Origin of the sequence: Streptomyces sp. BA2, from assembly GCF_009769735.1 — a bacterium.
Lineage (GTDB): Bacteria > Actinomycetota > Actinomycetes > Streptomycetales > Streptomycetaceae > Streptomyces.
This window is the reverse complement of record NZ_WSRO01000002.1, coordinates 12,213-30,321: the sequence shown is the minus strand read 5'-3', so window position 1 is coordinate 30,321 and position 18,109 is coordinate 12,213. Positions and strand designations below refer to the sequence as shown.

The 18,109-nt window shown below is 66.8% G+C and carries 21 protein-coding genes and 1 pseudogene; 14 read left to right on the top strand and 8 right to left on the bottom strand.

Translation table 11 applies throughout. The features are described from left to right. Positions 1 to 11 precede the first annotated feature (11 nt). Positions 12 to 1,181, bottom strand: a complete 1,170-nt coding sequence (locus E5671_RS02705) for a cytochrome P450 (RefSeq protein WP_160502276.1) — start codon at positions 1,179 to 1,181, stop codon at positions 12 to 14. 110 nt (positions 1,182 to 1,291) lie between these two features. On the opposite strand from E5671_RS02705, the gene E5671_RS02700 reads away from it, so the two are divergent. Then, a complete protein-coding gene (locus E5671_RS02700; protein ID WP_160502275.1) occupies positions 1,292 to 1,900 on the top strand; it encodes a TetR/AcrR family transcriptional regulator in 609 nt (202 codons plus the stop codon). A 28-nt stretch (positions 1,901 to 1,928) separates the two neighbouring features. Here E5671_RS02700 and E5671_RS02695 read toward each other — a convergent pair whose 3' ends face one another. Next, complete coding sequence (locus tag E5671_RS02695; RefSeq protein ID WP_202120990.1) at positions 1,929 to 2,477, bottom strand: PLP-dependent transferase; 549 nt, start codon at positions 2,475 to 2,477, stop codon at positions 1,929 to 1,931. Between the two features lie 244 nt (positions 2,478 to 2,721). Here E5671_RS02695 and E5671_RS47680 point away from each other — a divergent pair, with 244 nt between their 5' ends. Continuing rightward, positions 2,722 to 3,189 (top strand): hypothetical protein, encoded by a 468-nt coding sequence (locus E5671_RS47680; RefSeq protein WP_443032555.1) that lies wholly within the window; start codon positions 2,722 to 2,724, stop codon positions 3,187 to 3,189. Here E5671_RS47680 and E5671_RS02685 read toward each other — a convergent pair whose 3' ends face one another. After that, a complete protein-coding gene (locus E5671_RS02685; protein ID WP_160502274.1) occupies positions 3,190 to 3,339 on the bottom strand; it encodes a hypothetical protein in 150 nt (49 codons plus the stop codon). 126 nt (positions 3,340 to 3,465) lie between these two features. After that, positions 3,466 to 3,990, bottom strand: coding sequence for a hypothetical protein (locus E5671_RS02680; RefSeq protein WP_160502273.1), 525 nt, complete (start codon positions 3,988 to 3,990; stop codon positions 3,466 to 3,468). A gap of 149 nt (positions 3,991 to 4,139) precedes the next feature. Here E5671_RS02680 and E5671_RS02675 point away from each other — a divergent pair, with 149 nt between their 5' ends. After that, complete coding sequence (locus E5671_RS02675) at positions 4,140 to 5,459, top strand: ISKra4 family transposase (protein ID WP_160502272.1); 1,320 nt, start codon at positions 4,140 to 4,142, stop codon at positions 5,457 to 5,459. Positions 5,460 to 5,471: 12 nt separating this feature from the next. Here E5671_RS02675 and E5671_RS45900 read toward each other — a convergent pair whose 3' ends face one another. Further along, positions 5,472 to 5,798: a hypothetical protein gene (locus E5671_RS45900; protein WP_336605643.1), complete on the bottom strand. Its 327-nt coding sequence runs from the start codon at positions 5,796 to 5,798 to the stop codon at positions 5,472 to 5,474. 484 nt (positions 5,799 to 6,282) lie between these two features. Between E5671_RS45900 and E5671_RS02670 the strand changes: the two genes are divergently transcribed. Further along, a complete protein-coding gene (locus E5671_RS02670) occupies positions 6,283 to 7,047 on the top strand; it encodes a hypothetical protein (protein WP_160502271.1) in 765 nt (254 codons plus the stop codon). A 19-nt stretch (positions 7,048 to 7,066) separates the two neighbouring features. Then, positions 7,067 to 7,465, top strand: coding sequence for a hypothetical protein (locus E5671_RS02665; protein ID WP_160502270.1), 399 nt, complete (start codon positions 7,067 to 7,069; stop codon positions 7,463 to 7,465). Positions 7,466 to 7,813: 348 nt separating this feature from the next. Here the strand turns inward: E5671_RS02665 and E5671_RS02660 are convergent, their stop codons facing one another. Further along, the gene (locus E5671_RS02660; RefSeq protein WP_160502269.1) at positions 7,814 to 8,683 is read right to left on the bottom strand and encodes an IS5 family transposase; all 870 of its coding nucleotides are present in this window, start codon (positions 8,681 to 8,683) and stop codon (positions 7,814 to 7,816) included. Between the two features lie 832 nt (positions 8,684 to 9,515). Between E5671_RS02660 and E5671_RS02655 the strand changes: the two genes are divergently transcribed. Continuing rightward, entirely contained in the window at positions 9,516 to 10,697 is a 1,182-nt protein-coding gene (locus E5671_RS02655) for a hypothetical protein (protein WP_160502268.1), read from the top strand. 64 nt (positions 10,698 to 10,761) lie between these two features. On the opposite strand, the gene E5671_RS02650 is transcribed toward E5671_RS02655, so the two are convergent. Continuing rightward, positions 10,762 to 11,214: a hypothetical protein gene (locus E5671_RS02650; RefSeq protein ID WP_160502267.1), complete on the bottom strand. Its 453-nt coding sequence runs from the start codon at positions 11,212 to 11,214 to the stop codon at positions 10,762 to 10,764. Between the two features lie 517 nt (positions 11,215 to 11,731). On the opposite strand from E5671_RS02650, the gene E5671_RS02645 reads away from it, so the two are divergent. The 3 genes and pseudogenes from E5671_RS02645 (at position 11,732) to E5671_RS47670 (ending at position 12,898) form a co-directional block, all read left to right on the top strand. Next, the gene (locus E5671_RS02645; RefSeq protein WP_160502266.1) at positions 11,732 to 11,905 is read left to right on the top strand and encodes a hypothetical protein; all 174 of its coding nucleotides are present in this window, start codon (positions 11,732 to 11,734) and stop codon (positions 11,903 to 11,905) included. A gap of 358 nt (positions 11,906 to 12,263) precedes the next feature. After that, positions 12,264 to 12,428 (top strand): annotated as a pseudogene (locus E5671_RS47675) (transposase family protein); the annotation flags it as partial. Between the two features lie 98 nt (positions 12,429 to 12,526). Next, positions 12,527 to 12,898, top strand: a complete 372-nt coding sequence (locus tag E5671_RS47670; RefSeq protein WP_443032773.1) for a transposase — start codon at positions 12,527 to 12,529, stop codon at positions 12,896 to 12,898. 1 nt (position 12,899) lies between these two features. Here E5671_RS47670 and E5671_RS02630 read toward each other — a convergent pair whose 3' ends face one another. Beyond that, a complete protein-coding gene (locus tag E5671_RS02630) occupies positions 12,900 to 13,280 on the bottom strand; it encodes a hypothetical protein (RefSeq protein WP_160502263.1) in 381 nt (126 codons plus the stop codon). A gap of 140 nt (positions 13,281 to 13,420) precedes the next feature. On the opposite strand from E5671_RS02630, the gene E5671_RS46875 reads away from it, so the two are divergent. The 5 genes from E5671_RS46875 to E5671_RS02605 all read left to right on the top strand — a co-directional run bounded on the left by E5671_RS46875 (position 13,421) and on the right by E5671_RS02605 (position 17,897). Beyond that, on the top strand, positions 13,421 to 13,729 hold the full coding sequence (locus tag E5671_RS46875; protein ID WP_272902809.1) for a transposase: 309 nt from the start codon (positions 13,421 to 13,423) through the stop codon (positions 13,727 to 13,729). A gap of 217 nt (positions 13,730 to 13,946) precedes the next feature. Then, entirely contained in the window at positions 13,947 to 14,933 is a 987-nt protein-coding gene (locus E5671_RS02620) for a hypothetical protein (RefSeq protein ID WP_160502261.1), read from the top strand. A 1,402-nt stretch (positions 14,934 to 16,335) separates the two neighbouring features. Next, positions 16,336 to 16,698, top strand: coding sequence for a hypothetical protein (locus E5671_RS02615; RefSeq protein ID WP_336606030.1), 363 nt, complete (start codon positions 16,336 to 16,338; stop codon positions 16,696 to 16,698). Positions 16,699 to 16,752: 54 nt separating this feature from the next. Then, positions 16,753 to 17,361 (top strand): DUF6431 domain-containing protein, encoded by a 609-nt coding sequence (locus E5671_RS46870; protein ID WP_160509940.1) that lies wholly within the window; start codon positions 16,753 to 16,755, stop codon positions 17,359 to 17,361. A 104-nt stretch (positions 17,362 to 17,465) separates the two neighbouring features. Next, on the top strand, positions 17,466 to 17,897 hold the full coding sequence (locus tag E5671_RS02605; protein WP_160502260.1) for a helix-turn-helix domain-containing protein: 432 nt from the start codon (positions 17,466 to 17,468) through the stop codon (positions 17,895 to 17,897). The last annotated feature ends 212 nt before the right edge of the window (positions 17,898 to 18,109 follow it).

The following is an 18,109-nucleotide window of genomic DNA, read 5'->3' as shown; positions in this document are numbered from 1 at the left end:
GGGCACGGCGGTCACCAGCTCACTGGAAGTTCGACCAGACCGCCGGTCAACACATCGCTGCGCATCCGCAGTTCCTCGATCGGTACGGCCAGCCGCATGGCCGGGAAGCGTGAGATGAGCTGGCCGAATGCGACCTGCAGCTCCATACGGGCCAGTGGGGCGCCGATGCAGTAGCGGGCGCCCTGCCCGAAGGTGAGGTGCCCGGCCGCGCGCCTGGCGATGTCGAAGCTGTCGGGGTCGGGAAAGGCGGCGGCGTCGTGGTTGGCCGCGCCGTTGTCCAGCATGACCAGGTCGCCGGCCTTGATGGTGACGCCGTCGATGTCGATGTTGGTATGGGCGTAGCGGGGAATGCCTCCGCCGCCCTTGCCGGGAGCGCGCAGGATCTCCTCGACAGCGTCGGCTATCAGGGCGGGGTTGCCGCGCAGGGCCTGCCACTGGTCGGGGTGGGTGAGCAGGAGCAGGGCACCCAGGCCGAGTTGGACGACGGAGGTCTCGTGGCCGGCGAAGAGCAGCGCCATGGACAGCATGGCGATCTCGTCGTCACCGAGGCCGTCGGTCGCACACAGGCGTGAGATGACATCGGGGCCGGGGGTGTGTCGCTTGCGGGCCACCAGCTCTTGGCCGTAGGCGAAGAGTTCACCGATCCCTTGCTCGGAGCGGGTTCGGTCGTGGATGTCGGCGGCGGCCTGGGTCCAGGTGCGGAACCGGGTGCGGTCTTCATAGGGCACACCGAGCAGCTCGCAGATGACCAGGATCGGCAGGGGCAGGGCGAGGGCGCTGTTCAGGTCGCAGGGCTGGGCCTGCCCGGCGAGGTCGTCGAGGAGGGTGCCGGTGAGGGCTTCCACTCGATTGCGGAGGGCGCGAATGCGGCCGGGTGTGAAGTGCGGCTGGAGCAGGCGGCGCATCCGGGTGTGGTCGGCCTTCTCGGTGTCGTAGTTGCCCAGCGGGCCGCCGAACAGCGCGGATTCGCCGGAGCGCGCGGCGGTCTGGGGCTCGGGGTGGGAGCGGCCGAGCCGGTCGTCGTCGAGGAGTTGGCGCACCTCGTCGTATCCGGTGATGAGCCAGGCGTCATCGCCGACCTGAGTGCGGATCCTGTGGATGGCGCCCTGTGCCGAAAGCGCCCGCAGCAGCAGCGGAACCTGCAGGGGGACGGTTTGCGGGAAAGGCAGTTGGGTGGTCACCGGCACTCCTTATTTACTGCAGCCTGTATACTCTCACTTAAACAAAAGCACTTGTATACTTCCGAGTCAATAAGTGGTGGCGGCAGCGAGGAAGGCGGACGAGCGGACCGATGGCAGCACAGCGAACCTCCTCCGGCGGCGGCCCGGTGCCGGTCACGCGGATGCGGCGGGCCGAGCGGCGGGAGCAGATCCTTGGTGCTGCCTCACGGGCGTTCGCGCGCACCGGATACGTCGCGACCGGCCTGGACGAGGTAGCCGAGGAGGCCGGGATCACCAAGGTGCTGCTCTACCGTCACTTCGAGTCGAAGGCGGACCTGTACCGGGCGGTCCTGGACCGCGCCTGCGGTCGGCTGGCCCAGAGCGTGGGCAGCGACGACTTCGACGAGGACTCGATCCCCGCCTTGCTCCGCGCCGCGTCAGCCGACCCTGACGGGTTCCGGCTGCTGTTCCACCACGCCGCCCGGGAGCCGGAGTTCCGCGAACTCGTCGACACCCTCAACGCCGCCTCGGCCGAGGTCGCGCGGCGCAATCTCGCCCAGCGCCTACCTGCGGGGCCGTGGCTGGACTGGGCGGCGCGCGTCATCCCCGCCTTCACGACCGAGGCCGTGATCGGCTGGCTGGATACTGGGCAGCCCGACCCCGATCAGGCGGCTGGCCGCATCAGCCAAGCCGTGCACGGGGTCATCCAGGCGGCGCTGCCTGCATCCGGTCAACGCTGAGGCGGCGCAGGCGCGTTCGGGCGGTTGGTCAGATCTTGCTCAGTGCCTGGTCGAGGTCGGCGACAAGGTCTTCGCTGTCTTCCAGACCGACGGAGAGACGGATCATGCTGTCCGTGATGCCGCGCCGGGTCCGCTCTTGCGGGTTGAGGCCGTGGTGGGTGGTGGTGACCGGCTGGGTGGCCAGACTCTCTACGCCGCCCAGACTGGGTGCGATGCTGAAGAGTTGAAGCCGGTCGACGGCGGCGGTGGCGTCCGCGCCCGGGCCGTCCACTGTGAAGCTGAGCATCCCGCCGTGCCCGCGCATTTGTGTGGCGACGAGGCGGGCTTTGGCTCCGGTGGCCAGTCCGGGGTAGTGCACCGTGCTGACGCGTGGGTGCCCGGCCAGGTGGCGGGCGATTGCAGTGGCGGTCGTGTTCTGCGCCCGTACGCGGACGACGAGCGTGCGCAGGCTGCGCGCCAGCAGGGAGGCCGTCTCGGGGGCGATGGTCTGGCCTAGGTTCTTGCGCCAGACAGCGATGGGGGCAAGGAGTGAGCTGGGGCCGACGACGGCCATGTCGGTCGTCTCGACTGACTCCACCAACTACGTTCTCCAGCGAGGAGAACAGCAACTCTTCGATTTGCGGCCGTACTTCGTTCACGGCGCAGCACTATCGACCACACGGCACACCGGCCGGGCGATTTTCGGGCTATCTCAGCCATTACCAGGAGATCGACAGTCACGCTGTGTACGCGCCCACACCAAGTGGACCAGAACCCGCTCAGATGTCCACAGCCAGCCCAGCGACGTCTGGGCCCGCAGGTATCGAAAGTTCCTGCACCACGTGGTCGACCGGTGGGGCCCTCTCCACGATCGCGTCTTCGGTATCCGTACGGTCATCGGAGGCGGTCAGGTTGACGTATCAGCAGCCTGCGCACCTGCCCGGCAGGTCGCCGACGCCCTCGAAGCGCACGCGGACGCGGCGGAACTGGCGGGCCGGCGGCGCTTGGGGGTGGACAAGGCGGGCGGCTACCTGCGGGCCAAACTCCCCTACCTCGGCTATGACATCGCGCTGGCGGAGGGCCGGCCGATCGCGACAGGCGTGATCGAGGGGGCGTGCCGGCACCTGGTGAAGGACCGGATGGACATCACCGGTGCCTGCTGGGGCCTGGCCGGGGACGAGGCCGTCCTCAGGCTCCGCACGGTGATCAGCAACGGCGACTTCGAGGAGTACTGGAAGTATCACGCGCAGCGCGAGCACCTGCGGGTTCACGCCATCCGCTACCGCGCCAGCCTCGCACTCGCGGCGTGATCACCGTCCCTCAAACAGAGCCGCACCCTCCCGCAGGTCCAGATGATCCTGGAACAGCTGTCGCAGCAGGTCACGGCCCCGCTCTTCGAGAAGGTCCTCCAACTCGTGATGGGCCAGCCCGCCCGCCTCGGGCGAGGCCAGATCCGTCACGAGCGCCCTGAATAAATTCGTCGCTGCCTCAAACGAGTCAGAACTCGACGGCATGTCGTACGGTTCCACTGCTCTTCTTCCTACGGACGTTTTGGGTGGTACCTACGACCGTAGGAAGAAGGGTTCTCATCCGCCAGAGCCCGGGCCGTGCTGCCCGATGTCCTCGGCATGTTCCGTCAGGGCGAACAGGCCCGGACTGTCCTCGGTGAGCCAGCCCCGCCGAGCCAGACGCTTCAGCTTCGCCCGCACCGACTCCACCTTCGAGGCGCCCTCGCCCCACCCGATCGCCACCGACACAGCTTTCGACCGCATCGGCCTCCCCGCAGCCCGCAGCACACCCACGACATCCCGATATCCCTCCGACAGCACCGACACCCCCATGCCCGGCTCCCACGGCGGCACCGTCACCACCCCGATCGGCGAGCCCACCCCCGCCTCCTGCGGTCCGGCGTCCTCCCGCGGCGCCTGCTGATCGGCGGCCACGTCGTCCAGGACCTCCCGCACCACCATCCGGGCAATCTCCACCTGCGAGAGCATCTCCTCGAACGCCCCCAGCTGATCACTCAACTCCGCTACCTCAGCACGCAGTTCGCACACACGCTCACGGATCGCAGTCTCGCGGCGCTCCAACTCCTCGATTAGGGACACCATCACCACACCCCCTCGCACCTACCCAAGAAGGTAGAAGCGAACCAGCACCCGCCACCAGACCGCGCACACAAACGAGCAGGTCGACCAACCCTCAGCCAGTCACTCGAAACGAGCCGGACCCCCTGCGGGAGCAACACGAACAAGAAGCTGTGGCGAGGCGACGGCCGTGCATAGTCGGCGCCGACGGGCTGCTCCGCTCGCGGCTGGAGACCGGTCATGGGCGGCTGCTGGCCACGGTGTTCGGAACGGTCAGGGTGTCCCGCTGCGCGTGGCGGCGCCTGGAGGCGGCCAACGTGCACCCGGCCGACGAGGACCTGTCGCTGCCCAGAGGGCGGCACTCGCACGGCCTCGCCCGCCTCGCGGTCCAGGCCGCGACCCGGATGTCTTACGACGCCGCCGCGGAGACGATCTGCCGCCGGTGCGGCCCGGTCCTCGGCAAGCGCCAGCTCGCCCACCTGCTCGTCGAGGCCGCCCAGGACATCGATGCCTTCTACGATGCGCGGATCGTTCAACCATGCACCGTCTCCACGGTGTTGGTGCTGTCGGTGGACGGCAAGGGGATCGTGATGAGGCCGGAGGCTTTGCGGGAGGCTACCCGGCAGGCCGCTGCCCGCCGGGAGAACACCTTCCGCACCCGGCTGGCCATCGGGGAGAAGAGTGCCCGCAAACGCATGGCCACGCTCGGCGCGGTCTACGACGCCGACCCCGCACCACGTCGACCGCACGACGTGATCACCCCGCCCGGCGGACGGGCCGCCGGCTACACCCCGCGGCCGGGCCCCATCGCCCGGGGCAAGTGGCTGTGCGGTTCGGTCCGTCACGATGCGGAGCATGTCGTCAGGCAGGTCTTCGATCACGCCGAAGCCCGCGACCCCCATCATCGTCGCAGGTGGGTGGTCCTGGTCGACGGCGCCCGCCACCAACTCGAGCTGGTCCAGGCCGAAGCCCGCCTGCACCATGTCGACGTCCGCATCGTCATCGACATCATCCACGTCCTGGAGAAGATCTGGGCGGCGGCCTGGTGCTTCCACCGCACGGGCGACAAGACCACCGAGAGCTGGGTTGCCACCCACGCCCTCGCTGTTCTCGCAGGTCATGCCGCCGAGGTCGCCGACGCCATCCAGGACCAGGCCGACCACGCCGATCTGAACGGTGAGCAACACCGCGGCGTCGACGTGTGCGTCCGCTACCTGCGTACGAACAGCGAGTTCCTCCACTACGACCAGGCCCTCAAGGCCGGCTGGCCCATCGCCACCGGGATCATCGAAGGAGCCGCACGCCACCTCGTCGCCGACCGCCTCGATATCAGCGGGGCCCGCTGGGGTCTCGACGGCGCCGAAGCCGTCCTCAAGCTCCGTGCTGTCGCAGCCAACGGCGACCTCGACGCCTACTGGAAGCATCATCTCGCCCGGGAGCATCAACGCCTCTACCCAGTCTGTGACCAGGGCAGTTATGCCCTCACGGCCTGACAGTCACTTCCTTCAGGAAGAGGCGAACCCGTGGGAGAGGTCCAGCTCGAAGGGGGAGCCGGGGCGATCCGGGGCCCAGCCTCGCGCGAGCGCGGTGCGAATGTGATCCGCTACGTCGGAGGGACGAATCGGGGCGCCGGTTCTGCCGATCCAGTTACTGAAGTGCGGTTGGCCGGTGGTGACCACCAGTGTTGTTCCCGGGCGGTCGGCGTGTCCGACGGCGTAAGTGCAGGGTGACCAGCACAGTGCCTGGCTGTATGTGGGCCTGCGGCGCAGCCGCCACCGATAGGTCTCCCCGTCCACGACAATGCGGCGCGAGCCCTTCCTCCCCAATGCCACAGCCCCTCCTCTGATCTCCTCACACGTTAACGCGTGCCCGGCCTGCTGCTGAAACAGATACTCGCTTCGCTTCCCCGTTGCTCACTCAGGAAGAGCCACACCCGAACGCAAACCCGCCTATCGCCGGGCCCAGATGAGGATCGCGGCGAGGTGGAGTGCGCCTTGGTAGGCGATGGCCAGTTACATGGGAAGTGAACGTCGATAGGTGCGGTTCGTTTCGAGTGACCGGCCCGAGCTTGGGCGTTCCGCGATCGGGCCGGCGGTGGGTGCGGGGTCTGCCAGAGGCTTTCGTGACGTTTGTTGACCATCTGTGCAGTTGAGGAACCGCTGAGGCGGAAGTGTGCCTTTCGTCATAGCTATCATGATCATTCCGTGATGAGGTGATCCTCGACCATCCGGGTACAGGTCCCCCTTTCCGCTCATACAGGAGTGGGGGTTGTTCTGCCGTACCCAAAAACTGCTCAGAATGGGGAACTTCGGGCATATGTCCAACAGAACGATCAATCGCACCGTGCTCACGCGCACCGCCGTACTCGTCTCTGCGCTCACGGCCGGTGCGGTCTTCGCCACCAGCACCGGAGCGCAGGCGGCTGAGGCCATTCCTCGCACCCCCGCCGCCACGTCTATGACCGCCGCCGCGGCAGGCGCCGAGGACTCCGATGCGGCCGGGCGGAACGACCAAGACGGCTTCACCGCCGATGAGTTGGAGCAGGGCAAGGCCCTGGCCGACGGCATAGCCGAACTCGGTATCAGCGAGAGCCAGTTTGCCAACGCATTGGAGATCTCGCTCACCCGCACCACCGACGCCAACGGCCTGCGCGAGCGCCTTGCGGCGCTGCCCACATCACCCACCGCCCAGCAGACCGCCGAGGCCGCCTACCCCGGCGACGCCGACGCTCAAGCCGCCATGCTGCCCGTTCTGGCCAACGAGAAGGTCCGCTACGCCACTCTCCAGAACCTGGCCGCCGAGAGCGGTGAGAAGGCTCCCGCAGTTGCCTTCGGCTGGTGGGACCAGACCAAGTTCATCGTCGGTTGCTCCGCGGCTGTGGCAGGGGTGCTCATCTCCTTCGTCCCCGCCGGCTCGGGCGTCAAGGTGGCCCGTGCCGTCAAGCTGTTCAAGAGCTACGGCGCCAAGAAGACAGCCACGATCCTCTGGCGCTTCATGAAGGGCAAGCACGTAGGTTCAAAGGAGCGGGAGGCCGTAAAGGCGTTCATCGGCATCAGCGCCATTCAGAAGGCCTGCACCTGACACTGTCTGAGGTGGACAAGTGACCCTGGAACACCTCTCTGTTGCCGTTCTGGCCGCGGAGATCATCATCATGCTGCTCGCCCGCTTCGGCACCGAACGGCGGCACTGGCGCCACCACGCGAAGGGCGAAGCGGCGCCGCGGAAGCGTGACGACATCAGGCTCGGCCCCGGCCTGGTGTACTCCGTCGCCGCACTGGCCCTGGTCGCCAAAGCCGTGTTCAGCGGTATCGACTTCGAGTGGAGCATCGGCACTCTGAGCTTGCTCGGCGTTCTCGGTGTCCTGGTACCGGGCTACGCCGCCAATTCCGTCATGCTGCTCAGCACACACGGCGACAAGAAGCCACTCAAGGGCTGGCAGGAGACACTGGCATTCGTGCTGGCTGCGCTCGGCGGGGCCGCCGCAGTCGCATTCATCTGACCTCCCACACCACCGGTGCTGGGCACACACAGGCCCGTGTGTGCCCAGCACCGTCTTAGAGGTCGTTTTCAGCTGGTTTGCGCCGCCTCATGTATCTCTTAACTCGTCCTGGGTCTCACGCGTGTCGATTTCCGGCACGCCTCCGCTAGACGGAGAGGGCATCAGCGCACGTCTTGGGATGAGACAGGCTTTGCAGGATGAGACCGGCAAGTCGGGCCTCACAGGCGGCCCATGGAGCACCTTCACCCTTGCTGCCCCTCAAGTCGCGCCCCGTCACAGGTACATGTTGGGATCAAATAGGCTTCATAGGTTAAAACGACCTCTTAGAGGTCGTTTTCTCCCGGTGTTTCATCCCGTGATGTGGTTTTGATCCGGTGATGTCGGGTCACGCCAGGAGACGGTGCCCTCACCGGTGAGTCGGCGGGCCATGAGGTCGGTCATGGCGAGGTGGATCATGGCTTCGGAACGGTGCGGGAGGGTCTCGTAGTCGCGGGCCAGGCGGCGGTGCAGCATGAGCCAGCCGTAGGTCCGCTCGACCGTCCACCGCTTGGGGATCGGGGTGAATCCCCTGGTCCCGGGGGTGCGTTGGACGATTTCGAGGTCTATGCCGAGGGTGGCGGCGTGGTCGATGAAGTGTTTGCGGTAGCCGCCGTCGACCCAGACCTTGCGCAGGCCGGGGTGGACGGCAGCGGCCTGGCTGAGGAGCTGGGTGCCGGCCGTGGAGTCCTGGACGCCGGCCGCGGTGACCAGCACCGCCAGCAGCAGGCCGAGCGTGTCGGTGATGATGCTGCGCTTGCGCCCCACGATCTTCTTGCCCGCATCGATGCCCTGCGTCCTGACGGGTACGGAGGTGGAGGTCTTAACGCTCTGCGCGTCGATCACGCAGGCCGACGGGTGCTTGTCGCGGCCTTCCTGCTGGCGCACCAACTCCCGCAGCAGCCCGTTGAGCTGGGCGAAGATGCCGTCGGTCTGCCATTTCGCGAAGTAGCCGTAGATCGTCTGATGCGGCGGGAAGTCGTGCGGGAGATAGGCCCACTGACAGCCGGTGCGGTCGACATACAAGATCGCGTTCATGATCTCGCGCAGGTCGTGCCGCGGCGGCCGTCCGAAGTCCAGGGCCCGGCCGCGGCGTTCAAAGCGCCAAGCGGACAGCACCGGCTCGATCAACTCCCAACGGGCATCGGACAGATCACTCGGATAGGGACGACGGCTGGTCATGACCTGGACGTACCGCCGATCGAGGGCGTGCGCCCAGGCGTGCGTCCGGCCTCGTGGAAGCACGGAACAGAAGCGGGCGTCCTGGAATGAGACAGGCGGAAGCAGGCTCTCGCCCCAGCCATCACACCGTCCGCCTCGCCAGCCACGGCCCTCACTGCAGACTCACCAGCACCAGATCACCAGTGGACGCAAAACTAGAGATAACAGCGCACTGCAGATGAAAACGACCTCTTAGAGGTCGTTTTAACCTATGAAGCCTATTTGATCCCAACATGTACCTGTGACGGGGCGCGACTTGAGGGGCAGCAAGGGTGAAGGTGCTCCATGGGCCGCCTGTGAGGCCCGACTTGCCGGTCTCATCCTGCAAAGCCTGTCTCATCCCAAGACGTGCGCTGATGCCCTCTCCGTCTAGCGGAGGCGTGCCGGAAATCGACACGCGTGAGACCCAGGACGAGTTAAGAGATACATGAGGCGGCGCAAACCAGCTGAAAACGACCTCTTAGAGGTCGTTTTAACCTATGAAGCCTATTTGATCCCAACATGTACCTGTGACGGGGCGCGACTTGAGGGGCAGCAAGGGTGAAGGTGCTCCATGGGCCGCCTGTGAGGCCCGACTTGCCGGTCTCATCCTGCAAAGCCTGTCTCATCCCAAGACGTGCGCTGATGCCCTCTCCGTCTAGCGGAGGCGTGCCGGAAATCGACACGCGTGAGACCCAGGACGAGTTAAGAGATACATGAGGCGGCGCAAACCAGCTGAAAACGACCTCTTAGGACGCGCATCGTCCAAGGAGCGGGACGGTGCACACGAGGACCCAACGACTACGCCGTCGTTGTGGTGCTCGGGTCAGACATCACGAGGTACTTCAGCCGGCCGGAGAACCGTGAGGCTCTTGAGCCTGAGTTGCAGGCCGAGGTCGAGTTCGGGTGGCAGAACAGCCGCGGTACCGATCCTGACGAGGTCATCGAGAACATTGAGATGTTCCTCGAACACGACGCCGCCTGGCGGGAAGATGGCGAGCCGCTCGTGGCCGAGTTCCGGCAGGACGCCGTGAAGGTCGAGGCGGCGGGTGCGGAGGCGCTTGGATCCTCAGCCGCTTCTGAGGTCAAGGCATGGCACCTGGCCTTCCGAGGCGAATGGATCGCTGCGAGCGAGCAGCTGCAGGAGGCGGCGAGACAGGTTGGTGCCGGCGGTCAGAGCACCCGCGGCTATCGCGGTCTCCTGCTGTATCTCTCGGGGGTCTGGCTGCATCTCGGATCGGAGGACGAGACCCAGCGCGCGCGGGCGAGGGAGCTCGTACGCCAGGCGGCCGCCGCGTCGGAAGTGCGGGGCACCTGGCTCAAAGAAATGCCTCAGCTTCCTGGGACCGAGGAGCTTTCGCTCGCGAGCATGGACGTGGTTGCCGTGAGCGCGATTGTCGCGCGTCTGCGGGGGCAGCTTCGCCCAAATCGCGTGAACGATGACCTGAAGAAGATGCGTGAGGCGCTGGCACCGGACGAATCGACGGTCTACGAGGGAGGGCTTACCTCTCTTGGATCGTTCCTTGGCGCTGAGGCATCCAAGCCTAAGGGGCAGGGGCGATGTGACTCAGCTTGGGTCTGGGGCACCGCGATCTGGATGACTGTCGAGGCTAAGTCCGAACAACACGCCGACGGCCTATTGCCGCTCCATGACATCCGTCAGGCGAACACGCAGCTCGATCAGTTGGCGGCGGATCATTCCATGGATCACCCACCTGCCGGTAGTCCGGCAGTTATCGTGTCGGACCGCCTCACCGTCGATCCGCAGCACGCCCCGGCCGCGAACGCAAACGTCTACCTTGCCTCGACCGAGACCATCGAACAGATCGCCGGTGACGTCTCCATCGTTTGGAGCGATCTACTTACCAGCGCGGTAGGAATCCAGGCAGAGCAGACGCTGCGACAGCACGTTCGGTCGGTGATGACGGAACACGGGTGTCTTCCCACTCAGGTCATTAACCGCCTCACGCAGAACAGGATTCGTCCGGGCGCCTGAGAGAAGCCAAGGCCGTCCTCGCGAGGCGGAGGACCAGATGGCGGGGACGGCCGGCTGGAAGGAGCTAGCGGGGAGCCTGAGCGATCCGGTCGCGGAGGTGCTGCGCTGCCGCTCGGACCTGCTCGTCAGGGCTGCCCTCCGTCAGTTGCGTCAAGCTCGCGGCGAAGAGCTCAGTCCGGAGCCGCCTAGCTTCCTTCGAGTCGTCGAAGATCGTGCGGTGTAGGACTTCCCCAAGTTCACTCCTCACCGTGGCCGGGTTAGAGGCGCGGGTAAACCCCTCGCGGAATACCTTCTGGACGATCTGCTCCTCGAGGATCTGCGTTGCCACAACGTAGTCGTATCCGTGCGGGCGGCCCTTAACCGGCGTGAGCGGGTAGTCCGGCAGGTAACCGAGTTCCCGGGCGCGGGCGAGCCAACGGCTGGCGGTGATCCCGCTGACTCCCCATGTGTCCTGGATAACCTGCCGAGGGGCTCGGTCCGTCAGTTCCGCATCGACGGCGAACCATGCGACCTGCACGAAGTGTTCCGCAGGCCAGGATCGGCCGACCTTCACCGACTGGATGCGGGCTTGGGCGAAGGCGTCGGCGATCTTGTTGTTCCACGTGGTCCGTAGGGTGCTCTTGACCCGGCCGAGGATGGTTCCTGTCGGCGCTCGCCGGACGGTCTCCCGGGGTGATGGCCTCAGGCTTCTCCGGGTCTCGCGGAGCGATCGCCAGCCTGGTGATGGCTGGCTTCCCGGCCACCATCCGTCCTTCGGCGGAGTAGATCCAGGGGCCTGGGATGTCGGAGTAGGTGACATCAACAGCCTCTGAGCCGTTGGCGAAGGAGTAAATCCACCCCGAAGTTCGGTCTCCGGTGATGGACATTGCTTCAGTGGGCTCGTCGTCCACGATAGTGATAACCCCCCGGCCGTGTTGTCGTCGCCGAAGCCTAGTGTTTGGCGGCCGCATCCAGAAGGCTTGGAAGCACAAGGGTGCCTCCTGAACAGGTAGTTCGGGGTCACGCCGATAGCGTTTCGGGGAGAGGACAGCAGCGTGAGTGCAGGAGAAAACGGCTCCAGCAGCGAAGGGATGCCGCTGCGGTGGGTAGTCATCCTGCTGGCGAGCGTGATCGGCGGGGCGGCAGTCGGCCGCGTAGAGGGGCTGGAAGCCGGCGTGACGGTCGCGATTGGGCTGGCGGGGTTCCTTCACCTGGTCGTGCGTTCGTAGGCCGTCCGCGCCAGCTGCAGCCGGCTGTCCAGCACTGTGGGCCCTCTGACAACTTTCAGAGGGCCCACAGTGCTGGAAGGAGAAGACTCGGTATCGGTCCCGTCGGTCCCGTCGGTCCCGTCAGGCCCTCACTGGCTGCGTAGGTGAAAACGAGGCTCTGGCACAGATCTTGGGCTCTGTCGCTGTTTTGGGGGCAGTGACTGCGACCACGGCTTGGGCATCACCTGGGTATGGACGGGGTCGTGAGCGTTGCTGATCTTCTCTTTCCCGGTGCGGCTGTGGAGGCCGAGCGGTTGACGCTCACCGAGGACGAAGTGCTCGTGGCCGCTCGGGCCAGGGGCATGGGGCTGTCTGTCCGGAGTGCGGCTGGAGATCGTCCCGGGTGCACTGCTATTACGAGCGGCGTCTCGCGGGCCCTCCTGTTGCCGGGCGGCGCCTACAAATCAGGTTGCGGGCCCGTCGGTTCACCTGCGAGAACACTGCATCTCGCATCGGACGTTCGCCGAGCAGATACCGGCGCTGACCCGCCGCTATGCGCGGCGGGCCGATGCCCTGACGGTGCTACTCACAGACATCGCGTTGTTCCTGGGCGGTCGGCCTGGTGCTCGGCTGGCCGACCGGATGCTCATGGTGACGTGCAAGGACACGATGCTCCGGTTGATCAGGGCCTTGCCTGAGCCGGAGCATGGTCCCGTCCAAGTCCTGGGCGTCGACGAGTTCGCCCTGCGCCGCAGGTGGAAGTACGCGGCCGTCCTGGTCGACATGACCACCCACCGTCCCGTCGACGTGCTCGCCAACCGGACCGCCGACACCTTCGCGTCCTGGCTCAGGCGCCACCCGGAAGTGAAGATGATCTGCCGCGATCGCGCCGGGTCCTTCCGTGACGGAGCCTGCGCCGGAGCACCGGAAGCAAGAGCAGGTGGCCGATATGTGGCACGTGCTCCACAACCTGGCCGAGGCCGTGGAGCGCATTGTCGGCCGGCATCGTGCTGAGCTACGCGAACCCTTGGCGACGGCAGCCGATGCGGCACCCGCTGGTGGGACATCGCCTGCTGAAGTCGACATCCATGGTCGGCCGCGCCCTCTGGTGTCGCGGACCCGCGAGCGGTATCAGCAGCTCCACGAGCGGATTCAGCGCGGCGACAGCCTGCGCGCGATCGCTCGCGAACTCCGCCTCAGCCGCGGCACCGTGGTTCGTTTCGCCGAGGCCGCTGACGTCGATGAACTTCTCATCGCGGCCACCCACCGCCCCAGCATGATCGACGACTACCGCCTCTATCTGCATCACCGCTGGCTGGAGGGCTGCACCAATGCCTCCCCCCTCACCCGAGAGATCCAGCAACTGGGCTACCGCGGAGGCACTGGCGCCGTCCAACGACACCTCCGGGCCTACCGGACAGGAGCGATCCCAACGGACACCCCGCTGCCTCGACTGACCGTCCGTCGTGTCACCGCCTGGATCATGCGCAGGCCCGAGCAGCTCACGGACACCGAACGCAAGGGCCTGGACGACCTATGCGCCCGCACTCCGGCGCTGGCCATGACCACCGAGTACGCCCGCCGGCTTGCCGTCATCCTGCGCGAACGCCGCAACGAACACCTCGCCTTCGGCTCGCCGACGTCCACCTCGACGGACAACGCGAACTCCGTACCTTGGCCAACGGTATGCGGCGCGACCGCGCAGCCATCCTCGCGGCCCTCACCACCACCTACACCTCGGGCGCAGTCGAGGGCAATGTCACCCGTATCAAGCTGCTCAAGAGACAGATGTACGGCCGGGCCAACTTCGACCTTCTGCGGCGCCGCATCCTGCTGTCGCCGTGATCAACCAGCCATCCCCCCAAATCAGCGACAGAGCCCAAGATCTGTGCCAGAGCCCGTAACTCGCCAACAAAGCCAACCTGCGGACCCTCGCCACCGAGATGGAGAACGCCCGTCAGCGTTGCTGACGAGGCCGGACCATCACGTGCACCCGGTCGCAGGATCAGTGGCTGCTGCTCGGCCGTGTCCTTGCCGCCAGTTCCTAACTACGCTGCCGGGCATGACTGATCTGCCGATCATCGCCTTCCTGAAAGCTCGCTTCGACGAGGCCGAAGCGCACCTTGAGGACGATCGCTCAGCGAGCGCGGGGGATGAGCTCGCGGATCTCTGGCATAGGCGCGGGATCTTCGAAGCGGTCGAGGCCATCTACGTCCTTGGCGAAGCGCAGCCGCAAATCGCTTCGGATGGAACTGCGCTGGAGCGCCTTGCTTTGGCGAGTGCCCGGCGCACTATGCTCATGCTCGCTGGCCGATACCGTCAGCACCCGGACTTCAACAGTGAATGGCACGAAAGCCGCCTCCCCATGTTTGAGAGCTGGGACCGTCGGGTTCTCCGTCAGGGGCGCCTGACTGGAGGCACAAGCGACACCCTCGAACCAACCCCGGACGAGCTCATCAAGCTCCGTACGGTGCACCCGGAATTGGTCGACGCGACCGTCACAGCGCCTGCGTACTACAAGCCGGGCGAATCCCGCCCTATGGCGGGTGTCTGGGAGACCGTGCTGATCACGCTCACACTCGGCCCCTTCATCCAAGCGATCATGGCCGGATACGGCGGGGCCATAAGTGGAGTGTCCCAGACTGCACTCCGCAAGGCCGTCGGGAAATTCCTCAGGGAGCGAGAAGAGGGGACGAACAGGGCCCTCGAAGGAGGAAGAGGCTTCAATCGCCAAGCGCCGGACTACGCCATCGCGCTACGCCCTGACGGCTTGAACGTGTCCTTCATACTGCCTCTGAAGGACAAGCCAGATCGCCGAACCGCCGCTGCACTCATGCTGCTTGAGGTAGACATCAGCGCGTTCGGCACCGACGAAGTCGTCATCGTGTGGGACGACGACACATGGGAAGCACTCATTCACCCCAACCCCGGCATACCCACCATCATGGTCCCCGCCCGATGGCAGCCGACCACCCGCCAATGGATCTTCCCCAACGGCGAAGCGTGGCGCTCACCCTCGGCCTCGCCCGAAGAGCCAGACGCCCAGTGACCGCGAGAGGCCATGGGCGGCTTGAGGGAGTCAGCGGCCCGGTGAGGCGGTCAAGTCCTCAACGCGATCGGTGAGATCGACCAACAGCAGCATCGGATACCTCGGATGGCCCCGGAAGACAGGCGAGGCCCGCTCAGCCATCTCCGGTAAGCAGTGCATACCCACGTGTCAGCAGCCATAATTGGGCCGCATGCCCCGTGGGTTCAGCACATCCATACCGCGAGATTCTGGGAACCCGTCGCCTTCCGGCTTCGGGGACGTCAGGCTCGCGCTGCCGCTGGGCATGTTGCTCGGCTGGCACGGCTGGATTTTCGTCGCGCTCGGTGCCCTCGTGGGGCACATCCTTGCTGCGCTCTTTTGTTCCGTCAGGTGTCGGCGCGCCCGCCGTTGAGACGCAGCATGAAGAGCAGGCTTCGGTGGCAGCCGGCGGGGACCTCCTGTGCGGCCGCGACCATGTGGCCCGTCAGCGCCGGTCCGGCGTGGACGACTGGGACGGAGTCTGTCTGCTGCCGTGTGGGCAGGACCGCTCTCAGCAGCTCAGCGCCTATGTCGGACTGGCCGGATGCGAACAGTCCGCCGGTGAGTTCGGTGTGACCGATGCGCGCGGGAGGCCGGCTGCCAGGCGCAGGGTGTGTCCGGCCTGGGAAGCGCGGCCTCACTTCTCGAGCGCCACCGCGGTACGGGCCTGCTCGGCTGGAGGAAGTGACGCGATCTCCCACACGAGACTAGGTCGTAGGCATCCACGGAGGGGCCGCCTGCGCGGAGGGCCCGGAGGTGCGGGCCGTGTGCTGTGCCTGTTCGGCCAGGTGGGGCAGCGGCTCTGGCGTGGTGGGTGGGTGGAGCTCCTGACGGGGGACGGGAGCCGAGGGTATGGCGAGTGCCGCGGCACCGGAGGCCAGGGCCGCGTTGGCCCTGCGCCCGATGCGGTTGTCGCCGGCGGGCGCTTGGGGAGGCTGCGGAGTGCTGGAGTGCTAGAGGGGAGGGGGGAGCCGTGGGGGCGCCGGATGCTCGCGCTTCTCAGGCTCGGCCCACGACGGGTGAGCACGGCCGTTGGCACCAGCGGGAACAGGGTGTTGAGCCGCCGAGGACCCGGGCCCGCAGAGTGGCAGCCGGCTTTTGCGGGTGCTTCGGCTCGTACGGGCGCGTGAGCGCTCCGGTCGGCCGCGTCGGCGGCCCGCTGGGCGGAGAGCGGGTCGGTGACCACGGCGCGCGCCCGGGACTGCTCGGCTCCCGCAGGCGCTGCCCACCTACCTCGGCAACTTTGCAGCCGGACTCCCCGCCGGACTCGGGAGCGGGCTTGCGGTCGGACTCACCGCCGGGCTCCGAAGCGGCCTCGGAGTCGGGCTAGCGGTCGGGCTCGGCAGCGGGGTGTCGGCGTACACCAGAATGTGGCCCTGGCAAGATCACTTGTACGCGGACAGCTGGTGACCCGCTCACCAGCGCCTCCCGCGTCGAGGACGACTACCGCTTCCCTGACGCCTTCCACCTCGCCCACGCGGCCGTCCTGGGCTGGTCACCCGTCACCCGATTCCTCCTGGGCTGCAAACGCAAGTCCAGCCCCGACGCCGACGAGGCCGAGGACGGCGGCCGCGCCATCGCCATCGAAGAGGGCATCTCCGCCCTGGTCTTCTCCTACGCCGCTCGCCACCGCTACTTCGCCGACATCAAGCACGTCGACCATGAACTGCTCACCACCATCGGCCACATGATGTTGAACGACTCTCTGTATGAGCATGTAGGTGGGGGTTCGCGACACTCGCGGTGAACATGAGTGTTGACTTGCTGGGCAGTCTGGCCTTGCTTCGTGAACGACGACGCGATGTGCACGAAGCGGAGGTGTGGGGTGCTCATCGTCGATTCCGATGTCGTACGTGTGGAATGCCAGCTGCGGGCGGGCGAGTTGGCCTGTCCGTCGTGCCAGGTGTCTCTTGCGCCGTGGGGGCACGGCCGGCCGCGGGAAGTACGCGGCGATCTCGGGGCCCGGCTGTTCGTACGGCCTCGCCGGTCACGCTGTTCGGGCTGCGGTGTCACGCACATGCTGCTGCCGGAGGCCATCTGGCCTCGGCGGGCGGACGCGGCCCGGGTGATCGGGTCCGGACTGGAGATAGCGGCTCTGGGGCTGGGGCACCGCCAGGTCGCCGCCCATCTGGGCCGGGCTGAGGGCACCGTCCGCGGCTGGATCCGCCGATTCCGGGGGCAGTCCGAGGACGTTCGCCGGTACTTCACCGTCGCCCTGGTCGCGCTCGCCGACGATCCGGTGATGCCCGATCCGTCCGAGGGCCCGCTGTCCGATGCCGTCTCGGCCATCGCGGCCGCCCATCGGGCGGCCGCGATGAAGTGGGCCAGCATGAACACGGTGTCGCGGTGGGAGTTCGCGGGCCGGGCGATAGACGGCCGTGTCCTGACCTGCATGCCTTCCGCTAGTTGATCAACACGGGCCGCCCCTGGGCGGCGATGGGAGGCGCCGGGAGTCTTGATCGTGTCCGTCCGCGAGGAGGCGGACGCCGATTGAGATGCGAGGTGAGTCCGCGCATGGTGTCGAGCGAGGATGAAGACCGCCGTCGGGAGGAGAAGGCCCGGCAGGTCGGGCTGTTCCGCTATTCCCTGATCCAGGACCTGCTCGATCCGGCCCTGACGACCCGCCAACGCGGGCGTCTGGCACGGGAGTTGGCAGAACGAGAGCACACCGACCCGTTCGGCCGGCAGGTGAAGGTGTCGCGGGGCACGATCGACCGGTGGGCCAGGGACTACCGCCGCGGCGGGTTCGCTGCGCTGGTCCCCGAGCCGCGCAAGGCCATCCCCCGCACGCCGGTGGAGGTGCTGGACCTGGCGGCCGCGCTGAAGCGGGAGAACCCGGCCCGCACGGCCACGAACAGGCGCCCCCTCCTCATCGTCTGTCTCACCCACGCGCACGGGTTCGGCCAGCCCGCACACTCTGGCCCGAGTTTGCCAGCCGCGACCTGAACTCGATGTTCGCGGTCTGGAGCGGCCGGTGGGGTCCATCAATCCCGATGGTGGTCGGCTGGCGGGCGATAAGGACGATGCGATCGAATGGACCTGGATCGTCAGACGGGAGGAGTACGCACCGCTGCGTACTCTGCTCAGGTCGGGCCGGACGCTATTCGTTCAGGCCGATGTGGATCACGCGTGGTGGGTCCGGCCCGTTGGTGATCTTC